The 11,046-nt window shown below is 58.5% G+C and carries 12 protein-coding genes and 1 tRNA gene; 7 read left to right on the top strand and 6 right to left on the bottom strand.

Features of this window, described 5'->3' with window-relative positions; translation table 11 throughout:
- The 3 genes from AC2FJ6_RS18035 to AC2FJ6_RS18025 all read right to left on the bottom strand — a co-directional run.
- Positions 1-1,046 (bottom strand): hypothetical protein (locus AC2FJ6_RS18035; RefSeq protein ID WP_496669654.1); only part of this gene is annotated, 1,046 nt, incomplete at its 3' end.
- Between the two features lie 282 nt (positions 1,047-1,328).
- Positions 1,329-1,404, bottom strand: a tRNA-Ala gene (locus tag AC2FJ6_RS18030).
- A gap of 141 nt (positions 1,405-1,545) precedes the next feature.
- Entirely contained in the window at positions 1,546-1,872 is a 327-nt protein-coding gene (locus AC2FJ6_RS18025) for a TIGR02300 family protein (RefSeq protein WP_170775209.1), read from the bottom strand.
- Positions 1,873-1,972: 100 nt separating this feature from the next.
- Here AC2FJ6_RS18025 and AC2FJ6_RS18020 point away from each other — a divergent pair, with 100 nt between their 5' ends.
- The 3 genes from AC2FJ6_RS18020 (at position 1,973) to AC2FJ6_RS18010 (ending at position 4,585) form a co-directional block, all read left to right on the top strand.
- Complete coding sequence (locus AC2FJ6_RS18020) at positions 1,973-2,668, top strand: M48 family metallopeptidase (RefSeq protein WP_170775207.1); 696 nt, start codon at positions 1,973-1,975, stop codon at positions 2,666-2,668.
- A gap of 30 nt (positions 2,669-2,698) precedes the next feature.
- Positions 2,699-3,346 carry a GntR family transcriptional regulator gene (locus AC2FJ6_RS18015; protein ID WP_170775205.1) on the top strand — a complete coding sequence of 216 codons (648 nt, stop codon included), beginning with the start codon at positions 2,699-2,701 and terminating at the stop codon, positions 3,344-3,346.
- 111 nt (positions 3,347-3,457) lie between these two features.
- A complete protein-coding gene (locus AC2FJ6_RS18010; RefSeq protein ID WP_170775203.1) occupies positions 3,458-4,585 on the top strand; it encodes a lytic murein transglycosylase in 1,128 nt (375 codons plus the stop codon).
- A gap of 268 nt (positions 4,586-4,853) precedes the next feature.
- Here AC2FJ6_RS18010 and AC2FJ6_RS18005 read toward each other — a convergent pair whose 3' ends face one another.
- Positions 4,854-5,816: an acetyl-CoA carboxylase carboxyltransferase subunit alpha gene (locus AC2FJ6_RS18005; protein WP_170775201.1), complete on the bottom strand. Its 963-nt coding sequence runs from the start codon at positions 5,814-5,816 to the stop codon at positions 4,854-4,856.
- A gap of 89 nt (positions 5,817-5,905) precedes the next feature.
- Entirely contained in the window at positions 5,906-6,502 is a 597-nt protein-coding gene (locus AC2FJ6_RS18000; RefSeq protein ID WP_170775199.1) for a LysE family translocator, read from the bottom strand.
- 72 nt (positions 6,503-6,574) lie between these two features.
- On the opposite strand from AC2FJ6_RS18000, the gene AC2FJ6_RS17995 reads away from it, so the two are divergent.
- Both AC2FJ6_RS17995 and AC2FJ6_RS17990 read left to right on the top strand, forming a co-directional pair.
- Positions 6,575-7,027: an Lrp/AsnC family transcriptional regulator gene (locus AC2FJ6_RS17995; RefSeq protein ID WP_170775197.1), complete on the top strand. Its 453-nt coding sequence runs from the start codon at positions 6,575-6,577 to the stop codon at positions 7,025-7,027.
- 118 nt (positions 7,028-7,145) lie between these two features.
- A complete protein-coding gene (locus tag AC2FJ6_RS17990; protein ID WP_170775195.1) occupies positions 7,146-7,724 on the top strand; it encodes a PA14 domain-containing protein in 579 nt (192 codons plus the stop codon).
- A gap of 29 nt (positions 7,725-7,753) precedes the next feature.
- Here AC2FJ6_RS17990 and AC2FJ6_RS17985 read toward each other — a convergent pair whose 3' ends face one another.
- Positions 7,754-8,716, bottom strand: a complete 963-nt coding sequence (locus AC2FJ6_RS17985) for an L-malyl-CoA/beta-methylmalyl-CoA lyase (protein WP_170775193.1) — start codon at positions 8,714-8,716, stop codon at positions 7,754-7,756.
- Positions 8,717-9,011: 295 nt separating this feature from the next.
- On the opposite strand from AC2FJ6_RS17985, the gene dgcN reads away from it, so the two are divergent.
- Both dgcN and dgcA read left to right on the top strand, forming a co-directional pair.
- Positions 9,012-10,013: an N-acetyltransferase DgcN gene (gene dgcN / locus AC2FJ6_RS17980; protein ID WP_170775191.1), complete on the top strand. Its 1,002-nt coding sequence runs from the start codon at positions 9,012-9,014 to the stop codon at positions 10,011-10,013.
- A gap of 62 nt (positions 10,014-10,075) precedes the next feature.
- Complete coding sequence (gene dgcA / locus AC2FJ6_RS17975) at positions 10,076-11,041, top strand: N-acetyl-D-Glu racemase DgcA (protein WP_496669652.1); 966 nt, start codon at positions 10,076-10,078, stop codon at positions 11,039-11,041.
- Positions 11,042-11,046: the final 5 nt, after the last annotated feature.

Genomic DNA, 11,046 nt, shown 5'->3' with positions numbered 1-11,046 from the left:
ATCACGCGAACCGGATGAGCCAGATCCTCTCTTAGGTCAGACCGCCAACTGGCCCAAAACCTCTGATGACGGACAGTATCGCTCAGGTCTGTATCTCCCGGCACTGTACGGAACCGCTTTGATTTGCACCCTGTGTATAGGGGGCTGTTGAAGATGGTCTGCAATTGCTCTTTGGTGAACGGGTCGTGTTGGTTTCTGGCGTTGTTGTTGTCGGCAATCTTCATCGGCCCAAAGATGTCTGCAACCTCTTCGTCCAACTGTTTGTCAGCCCATTTCCATATACCCTGCAGCCTTCCCAAGGCCTTGTTGACTGTACTTACGGACAGCGTCGGTAGGCCGTGGTCTTTTGCGGCTTGCACGGCTTCTCTAGGCGTTAAGCCGATCGTTTGCGGCAGTTTATTCCTGTTGCTTGGAAGCTCAATCAGGACGTTCTTAAAGTCTCGTGCGTCCGTTTTTCTATAGTCTAGAACCGGACGGTCGCCTTGCAATTCTATGAAGAGGTTTGTCCAACCCTGATAGTCATTCAGCAGTTTGGCCGACCATTGACCTGTCTGTTCCGCCTCAGCTTTCCTCTCGACGAACAGGACGGACAGTAGCGGGCTAGAAAGTGCCTCTGGGGGCATCTTTGAAACTTTAGCAGGGTTGGCGCTGGAACTTGGTTGGGCGCTTTCTGGGGCGCTCACAGCCGCTCTGGGCTTCGTGCTGAAATCGTAGTACTCGAACGTCTTGTTGTGCTCCAGCAGAGCCTTATAAAAACCGGCTTCTGCTTTTCGAATTTCATCAAGTATTGCCCATTTGGTCTCGACCGGCTGGGTTTGGGCTACGCCTGTTGACTTGCAAAAACTTTGGTACTGCTGTGTGGCGTACTTCTTGCCCATGAGTTCCCAGTAGTCTTCATTATCCATCTCATAGTATATGAGGGTATCAAGAAGGCGTTCCTTTTCGTCCGCAGTGTATGGACCGAGTTCATCCCTGCGCGCCTTTGCCCTTTCTAGTATTTTCTTGAAATGCCCTTGCACCTTTGTACGTAGTTCGCGGTAGTTCATGCCCGAATGTTCTATGTGCCTTGTTATTGTGTCGCCGCACACTGCAAGACGCCGTGCAAGAGTACCAGCCTCTTTAGGGCATCTCGTACGCAACGACACCCTAAGGGTTCTGCGTGTAGTGTTGGGTTCAGTGTGGGGATTTGGTCTTGTGTCGGGTATGGGCCAACGGAAGTAGTAGATGCCATGTCTGGACAATGAGAGATATGCATGCAGCTTCATTTTGTGTCACACCTGTGTGTCACACCGCTCTAATGCTTGCTATCTAATTGTATTGTTAGGTTTTGGTGGAGCCTAGGGGAGTCGAACCCCTGACCTCTTGCATGCCATGCAAGCGCTCTCCCAACTGAGCTAAGGCCCCATCAAGGTACTGCTTAAGCAGTGGGCGGACGTTTATGAGACGGCGGCGATGAGTGCAAGTCCAAAAAAGGAATTCTGGAAAAAACTTTCGCCCCAATATCCAAGAAAGTTCGAGGCGACACAGGGTCGCCTCTGAACGGGATCAGTTTTCGTCTTCCGACGACATGTCGGTGATGTCGTCCAGCGAAACATCATCATTGCTGTCGTCATCATCATCCAGCAGGTCATCGTCCAGATCGACATCGACATTGTCGTCATCGTCCAGAACCAGGTCTTCGTCCGACGCTTTCTCGCGCGCTTTGGCCGATGCCGCATCTTCCGCGTCAGCAGCAATCATCCGGCTTTTGCCGGTGTCCAGTTCCACGATCTCGCCGGTATAGGGGCTGACGATCGGGTCCTTGTTCAGGTCGTAAAACCGCTTGCCGGTTGTCGGGCAAACGCGCTTTACGCCCCATTCTTCCTTGGGCATGTGAAATCCCCTTGATATCAGGTGAGTCGTAATAACGATTCAGGTCACGTGCCACATGCAGCGGGCACTGTCAAAGCCTTTGAGCAGGAGAAACCGACCCATGGGGGATCACGCCTTACCGGGAACGCCTCGGGTCCCGTTGACGTTGCGAAAATCGGCGCGTGCGCGGCGGATCAGCCTGCGGATTTCCCAACTGGACGGGCGGGTTACGCTGACCTACCCGCAAGGGGTGCCCGAGGCCGAAGCGCTGAGTTTTGCGCGCGCCAAGGAGGATTGGATCAGGCAGCACCTGCAAGACCGACCTGACCCCGAACAGGTTCAGATCGGCCAGAGCATACCGGTGGAAGGGGTTGACCGGCGAATCGTTGAGGCACAGGGGCGTCGCGTTGCCTTGGTGGGCGGTGAGATCGCGGTGCCCAAAGGGTCGGAAGGGCGCAGGCTAGCTCGGTTCCTCAAGGAATTGGCACGCGACCGGCTGACTGAGGCCTGTGATGATTATGCGGCAATGCTGGGGCGGGACTATTCTAGCCTGACCATCCGGGACACGCGGTCGCGGTGGGGCTCATGCAGTTCGGCGGGCGGGTTGATGTTTTCCTGGCGTCTGATCCTCGCCCCGTCCGAGATCCTGCATTATGTCGCGGCGCACGAGGTGGCACATTTGGTCGAGATGAACCATTCTCCAGCGTTCTGGGCGCAGGTGGAAAGGATTTTCGGCGATTACCGGGATCAAAGGCGCTGGCTGCGCGACAACGGGGCGCAGCTTCATCACTATAGATTTGATAGCCCGCCGAGTTGACGGCGGGGCTGGATGTGATCACATGGGCACATGCAGAGCCCTCGTTCCTCCGACTCGCAAACCGCGACACATGACCGGATCTATCGGGCGCTGCGGGCGCGGATCATGCATGGCGAGATTGCACCGGGCCACGCGCTGACCTTGCGTGGGATCGGCAAAGAGTTTGGTGTATCCATGACGCCCGCCCGCGAGGCGGTGCGGCGGTTGGCAGCCGAAGGGGCGCTGTTCCTGTCCTCGTCCGGGCGCGTTTCGACGCCTGAGTTGACCAATGACCGGATCGAAGAACTTGCCGCCCTGCGCGCACTGCTAGAGGTCGAATTGGCTAGCCGCGCCTTGCCGCGTGCCCATATTGCCCTGATCGACCGGTTGCAGAGCATCAACATGACCGTGGCCGAAATGGTCACGAAAAGGGACGCGGTGGGCTATATTCGCACCAATCTGGAGTTTCACCGCACGCTTTATCTGCGGGCGCAAGCGCCGGCGATGCTGGCGATTGCCGAGACGGTCTGGTTGCAGTTGGGGCCGACTATGCGCGCGCTTTATGGGCGTTTGCGCCGGACCGAGCCGCCGCATTACCACAAGCTGATTATCGCCGCGCTGAAAGCAGGGGACGAGCCGGGATTGCGTCTAGCTGTGCGGTCGGACGTGACCCAGGGGCTGCGGATGCTGGTCAGCTAGGCGGCTTGCCGCCGAAGGGCCTGTTGCTGGGCGAATGGATGACACTTTGCTGGCTTGGGTCCGGCCGCTGCTGTAGTCTGGTTCCAATCAAAACAAGAGCAGATTTCAGCCATGATCAATCGTCGGGTATTTTCCATCGGCCTCGGGGCGTCCTTTTTGACAGCTTGCACGGAAGGGGCGCAGACAACCGCCCCCGCATCGCGGATGCGCGCTGTTCCGAATGCAGGTTGGGACGCTTGGGTCGCAAGCTTCAAAAACCGCGCTGCGGCGCAGGGCATCTCGCAAAGCACACTCGATCGGGCCTTTCAGGGGGCGGGCTATTTGCCGGGCGTGATCGAGCGTGATCGCAATCAGGTCGAATTCAAGCGCTCGCTTGAGGATTATCTGGCCATCGCCGCCTCGGACGAACGGATCGAGACCGGCAAGCAAATGATGGTGCGTTACGCTGGAACCCTGTCGCAGATTGAATCGCAATATGGTGTCGACAAAGAGGTTGTGGTCGCTGTTTGGGGGCTGGAGAGCCGCTATGGCGCGCGGCGAGGCGATATACCCGTGATCTCGGCGACGTCAACGCTGGCCTATGACGGACGGCGGGGTGCCTTCTTTGAAAAGCAGCTGATCGCGGCGCTTCAGATCATACAAGAGGGCGACACGACACCTGCCAACATGACCGGCAGTTGGGCCGGGGCGATGGGGCACACGCAGTTTATCCCGACCTCGTATCTGGCCTTCGCGGTGGATCATACCGGCGATGGACGGCGTGATATCTGGTCTGATGACCCGGCAGACTCATTGGCTTCGACCGCAGCCTACCTTGCCCGTTCGGGTTGGGTGCGTGGCCAGCCTTGGGGGGGAGAGGTTGGGACTGTATCCGGCACGCCAGTCGCGGTGCTGCAACCGCAGGTGCCGGGGCCGCGCATTGCTGTGTTCCGCAATTTTCAGGTGATCAAGCGCTATAATAACTCGGATAGCTACGCGATCGGTGTCGGGCATCTGTCCGACCGGATTGCCGGTGGCGCACCCTTTCAGGCCTCATTCGGCCCGGACAAGACAGGTCTGACTTTGGAGGATCGGAAAGAGTTGCAGCGTCGCCTGACCGCGGCGGGCTATGACACGCAGGGCGCGGATGGAGTGGTTGGAAATAACACCAAAACCGCCATCAGCGCCTATCAACGCGCCAACGGCCTTTCGGTGACGGGCACGCCCTCGGTCGCGTTGCTGCGTCGGTTGGGGGGCTAGGGTCAGGACCCACTAATCTTGCACCACTGGCGCGCGAACGGCAAAAAAGCAATGGTTTTTGGGCGCGCCGGGACTGGCGGTGTCAGTTCCAAGCGATCAAAGCCGCTGCTTTGCAGCGGTTCATGCGTCCGAAGGATTTGACTGATTTTGCCTCTGAACTGCGTTACATCCTTTAGAAATAGAACCACTATTCCAGCAAGAATGTGCCTTGTCAGAACCAAAATCAGTCAAACCAGTGGCGCAAGATTAGTGGGTCCTGACCCTAGGCCTACGCGGCTAGCCCTTTCGCGCCGATATCCAGGAATTTCTGGCGGCGGTGCTGAATCAGCGCGGCGGCATCCTTGCCGTCCAGCTCTTTCAGCATGTCCGTGATGGCTGCGCGCACCGATTCTACGGTGGCCGGACGATCGCGGTGGGCACCGCCCTTGGGTTCCGAGATGATCCGGTCGCATACGCCCAGCTTATACAGATCCTGCGCCGTCAGGCGCAGTGCTTCAGCCGCTTCGCGCATCTTTTCAGCGTCCTTCCAAAGGATCGAGGCGCAGCCCTCGGGCGAGATCACCGAATAGACCGAGTGTTCCAGCATCGCCACCTTGTTGGCCGTCGCAAAGGCAACCGCACCGCCCGATCCACCTTCGCCGATGATGACCGAGACCAGCGGTACGCCGATCTTCAAGCACATCTCGGTCGACCGCGCGATAGCCTCGGACTGGCCGCGTTCTTCGGCCCCTTTGCCGGGGTAGGCGCCAGCGGTGTCGATCAGGGTGATCACCGGCAGGCCAAAACGCCCCGCCATCTCCATCAGTCGCACAGCTTTGCGATAACCCTCGGGGCGCGCCATACCGAAATTCCGTTCGATCCGCGATTTGGTGTCGGACCCCTTTTCGTGACCGATCACCATGACAGGCTGGTCGTTGAAGCGGGCCAGCCCGCCGATCACGGCCAGGTCGTCGGCAAAGTTCCGATCGCCCGCCAAAGGGGTGAATTCCGTAAACAATTCTTTGACATAGTCCTGACAATGGGGGCGTTCGGGGTGACGCGCCACCTGGCATTTCCGCCAGGGGGTTAGATCGCTGTACAATTCATCCAGCAGTTTGACGGCCTTGGCGTCCAGCGCAGCGGCTTCTTCGGCCACGTCCATCTCTTCGTTGGCGCGGGCCAACGCGCGCAATTCCTCGGCCTTGCCTTCAATCTCGGCCAGGGGTTTTTCGAAATCCAGATACTGGGTCATGACGCCTCTCAACGCGGAAATTCATTGCTATATGACCTGACGTCGCGAGGGATGCAACTCAACAGCAGTTTTCCGCACCAAAAGGCTGTCTAGCCCGGCCACAGGATCGGGTAGAGCGACAGGACCAAAAGCGCGGCCATTGTCCAGTTGAACACCACCAGCCTTCGTGCGTTTGTCAGCAGCCGGGCCATCTGCTGTCCCAGCACCGTCCATGTGCTGACCGAGGGCAGGTTCACCGCACCAAACACCAAAGCAACAGTGATGATCGCGCCCATCGTGTGGTTGGGCGTGTAGACCGTCGTCGCCGTCAAGGCCATTGTCCACGCTTTGGGGTTGACCCACTGGAAAGCGGCGGCTTGCCCAAATGTCATGGGCGTTCCTGCGATTTCGCCCCTGGTCGCCGGCGCGGCGTGGGCGATTTTCCATGCAAGCCAAAGCAGATAGGCGACGGACAGAATTTTCAGTGCGCTATACAGCAGGGGGACCCGCATAAAGACCTGCGCCAGACCGGCCCCCACCAATAGAACCATAACGGTGAACCCGATCCCGATGCCCAGCATATGCGGGACGGTGCGGCGAAACCCGAAATTCGCACCCGAGGCCATCAGCATCAGGTTATTCGGCCCTGGCGTGATGGACGAGACGAAGGCAAACATCGTCAATGCGAAAAGCAGATCATAGGTCATTGCAGGATAATTGTCCGATCCACAGCAAATGAAATTGCGAAATCGCGCAAGTTTTTCTAAGTTTCGCAATGAATGGCGAAGATTGACCAAATAAACCAACATTTATTGCGCGAGTTGTCACGCGACGGGCGCATCAGCAATCTGGAGCTTGCCGACCGGGTTGGCCTGTCTCCCTCGGCCTGTCTGAGACGGGTGCAGGAGTTGGAGCGCGTGGGTGTCATCCAAGGCTATCGGGCGGTTCTGAACCCAGCGGCATTGGGTGTTGGGTTCGTCGCCTATATCGGAGTTGGTCTGGGCGAGCATACCAAAGCTGCACAAGAAGGGTTCGAACGCGCTTTGCAGCGTGCCCCTGAAGTGGTGGAATGTCACAACATTACCGGAACGATTGAATACCTGTTGCGGGTGGAGTGCGCGGACCTTGCCTCGTACAAAACGTTCCACACCGAAGTGCTGGGTACATTGCCGCATGTGACCTCGATCACGTCCTATGTGGTGATGGATTCGCCCAAGGATTTGCGTGCCTAACAGCGCAAATGTGAATTTTAACTGTCTTGCGAGGTTAATTCTCACATCCTAGTGTTTATCCAATGTCCTGACCAAAATGGGGATTAACCCCAATGGGACCACACTCAGGGAGAAGACCATGAAATTCGCTCAGACCGGAGCGCTGGCCGTGACCCTGGCGATGATCGCCGGGATGGCTGTGTCCGCGCCGCTGAAATTGCAACCTGCCAATCCTCAGCCAAGCCCAAAAGCGGGTTTGAATGTGAAATATGCGTGGGAGGGGAACCCGCCGCGCAAAATCCAAAACCTGTCAAAAGTTGAGTTTTTGTTGAAAAAGGCCGAGCCTGGCCCGCCTTTAATTGGGCTCGACTATCGCGACACGAATGAAGGGGACCCGGTTCTGACTTACAATCAGGCGTTCAATGTGGCGGCTGAAGTCACCGGTTATATCAAGTTCGATTCGCCTGGTATCTATGAATTGGAAACATGGTCCAATGACGGCATTGACGCTTGGGTCGGCGGTCAGCAGATCGGCTATGTGAATGGTCGACAGGGCTGTGAAGCCAATCAACGCACAGAGGTTGAGGTGCCCAAGGCCGGTTGGTATCCGCTCAACATCAAGTATTTCCAGAAATACGGAACCTCTTGCCTGATGATGAAATGGGGCAAGCAGGGCGAGCGGTTCACCTGGACGCCAAACAACGTGTTCGGAAGGTAAGAAAGGCGCCCCGCGGGGCGCCTTTTTCGTCAGCCATTTGCAGCGATCAGCTCAGCCTGTGCCACGATCACCTCGGCCTGCTTGATCGAGGCGATATCGACCAGACGTCCTTTGTAAACGGTTGCGCCTTCGCCATTGGCCTTGGCCTGTTCCATTGCCGCCAGGATCTCGCGCGCCTCTGTAACCGCCTCGTCCGAAGGGGTGAAGACCTGATTGGCCAGCGAGATCTGCTTGGGGTGGATCGCCCATTTGCCCACCATACCCAGCGTGGCAGAACGTTTGGCCTGCGCGATATAGCCCTCATCATCCGAGAAATCGCCGAACGGGCCGTCAACGGGCAGCACGCCATGGGTGCGGCAGGCGGCGACGATGGCCGCCTGTGCCCAATGCCACGGATCGGACCAGTGCATTTCGCCCTCGCGCAGCATGTAATAGTTTTCCTGCGTGCCGCCGATACCGGTGGTTTGCATCCCCATCGAGGCCGCGAAGTCTGCTGCCCCAAGGCTCATGGCCTGCAGGCGCGGGGATGAGGCCGCGATGGCTTCGACATGGGCGATACCAGCGGCGGATTCGATGATGACCTCAAAGCTGATGGGCTTGGTGCGGCCCTTGGCGCGCTCGATCGCCGTGACCAGCGCGTCAACGGCATAGACGTCCTCCGCACAACCCACCTTGGGTATCATGATTTGGTCCAGACGGTCGCCGACCTGTTCCAGCAGATCAACCACGTCGCGATACCAGTAGGGCGTGTCGAGGCTGTTGATGCGGACGGACATGTATTTGCCGCCCCAGTCGATTGTGTTCAGCGCCTCGATCACATTGGCTCGGGCCACATCCTTGTCAGTGGGTGCAACGGAATCCTCAAGGTCCAAGTTGATCACGTCGGCGGCCGAGGCGGCCATTTTCGGGAACAGCTTGGTGTTCGAACCGGGACCAAACAGCTGACAACGGTTCGGGCGGGCAGGGGCGGCGGGTTGAAGGCGAAAGCTCATCTGGACCTCGTGCGGGAAAGGAAATTGCGATTTTGTTGGCTTATCTGGTATTAAATTGCGCAACGCTGCGCAAGCGTCTTTGTGCAGGCGCGGCAATGCATTCGCAGCATTCTCCAAAATACGCTGCGTCGTGGGCGGTTAAAGTTTAATCACTTTGGAAACTTGAAAAGTCTTTGCGCATTTTCGACAAACTGCGCAAAATTCTCCCAACCCAACTGACGTTGACAGAAGGATTCGCGAAACTCTCGCCTTTCGGCTCCACTAGCCTGCGTCGGAATCAAAGGAGTGCACCGCAATGATCGAGACACCGTATCTGTTGTTTTTGGGCGATGCGCCCGACCAGTTGGCCGCAAAAGTCGCCATCGGCATCCGGGACTGGCGTCCCGAGAACGCCGTGGGCCAGTACCGGATGGAGGGTTGCAAGGCCGATCTGGGTATGACCGACCTGACTCTGGCCGAGGCCAAAGCCGCCGGCGCGAAAACGCTAGTCATTGGCGTTGCCAACCGGGGCGGTGTGATCAGTGCAGCGTGGAAGAAAGTGCTAATCGAAGCGCTCGAGATGGGGTTTGATCTGGCCTCGGGCCTGCACAACCTGTTGCGCGATGAGGGCGATCTGGTGGCCGCGGCGCAAACCCATGGCTGCACGTTGCACGACGTACGTGTGCCGACTGTTGGCTATCCGATTGCCAATGGTAAAAAGCGCAGCGGCAAGCGGTGTCTGGCCGTCGGGACCGATTGTTCGGCGGGTAAGATGTATACAGCCATGTCGATGGATGCCGAGATGCGCAAGCGGGGCATGAAATCCACTTTCCGCGCCACGGGGCAGACGGGGATTCTGATCACTGGTCAGGGGGTTCCGCTGGACGCGGTCGTGGCCGATTTCATGGCCGGTGCGGTCGAATACCTGACGCCCGAGAATGACGCCGATCACTGGGATCACATCGAAGGGCAAGGGTCACTGTATCATGTGTCCTATTCCGGTGTGACTATGGCGCTGATCCACGGCGGTCAGCCCGATGCGCTGATCCTGTGCCACGAGCCTACGCGGACGCATATGCGTGGCTTGCCCGAGTATTCCCTGCCGTCGCTGCCGGATCTGCGTGACGCGGCGCTGCCGCTGGCTCGGATCGCCAATCCGGCCTGTCAGGTTGTCGGTGTGTCGATTAACACCCAGAACCTAAGCGAAGACGACGCGCGTGCCTATATCGCCGAGGTTGAGGCCGAGTTAGGCTTGCCCGCAACCGACCCGTATCGCTTTGGCGCGGGTAAGCTGGTTGACGCGCTGTCGGCGCTGTAACACGGTCAGGCAAAGATTTTTCGTCGAAAAATCTTGGTCGCTCTGTTGGGGAAAGGTGTGTGATGCGGATAGACGTTTCGCGGGATGTGTTTCGGTTGGCGCAGGTGTTCACCATCTCGCGCGGCTCGCGGACCGAGGCGAAGGTGCTGACCGTTCGGATCTCGGACGGGGTGCATCAGGGCTGGGGCGAATGCGTGCCCTATGCGCGGTATGATGAAACGCTGGAGTCGGTCGAAGCCGAGATCGCAGGCCTGCCGGCGGACTTCACCCGCCAATCCTTGATAGACCTGCTGCCAGCGGGGGCGGCGCGAAATGCGGTGGACTGCGCGCTGTGGGATATGGAGTGCAAGCGCGCAGGCAAACGAGCGTGGGACTTGGCCGGTTTGCCGGTGCCCGGCCCCGAGATCACCGCCTATACCCTGTCGCTGGACACGCTCGAGGCGATGCAGGCGCAAGCTGCGGTCAATGCGCATCGCCCTTTGCTCAAGATCAAGCTGGGCACGCCGGATGACATGCCCCGGCTTGAGGCCGTTCGCGCGGGCGCGCCTGGTGCGCAGATCATCGTCGACGCAAATGAGGGCTGGTCCGCCGCCGTCTACGCCGATCTTGCCCCACATCTGGTGCGTTTGGGTGTTGCGCTGGTCGAGCAACCCTTGCCCGCTGGTGAAGATGACGCGCTGATCGGGATGGAACGTCCTGTCCCTGTATGTGCCGACGAGTCCTGTCATGATCGCAGCAGCTTGCCCGGCCTCAAGGGCAAATATGATGTGGTCAACATCAAGCTCGACAAAACCGGCGGTCTGACCGAGGCTCTGGCGCTGCGCGAACAGGCGCTGGCCGAGGGCTATAAGGTCATGGTTGGTTGCATGGTCGGCAGCTCGCTTGCGATGGCCCCTGCGACCTTGTTGGCGCAGGGTGCGATTGTAACGGACCTTGACGGCCCGCTTCTTCTGGCCGAAGACCGCACCAACCCGCTGATTTTTGATGACGCCGGAGTGCATCCGCCTAGCGTGGACCTCTGGGGCTGAGGAGA

Source organism: Ruegeria sp. CDSA089 (assembly GCF_059612205.1).
Note: the sequence above shows the minus strand (reverse complement) of the source record. Positions and strands in the feature narration are given on the sequence as shown.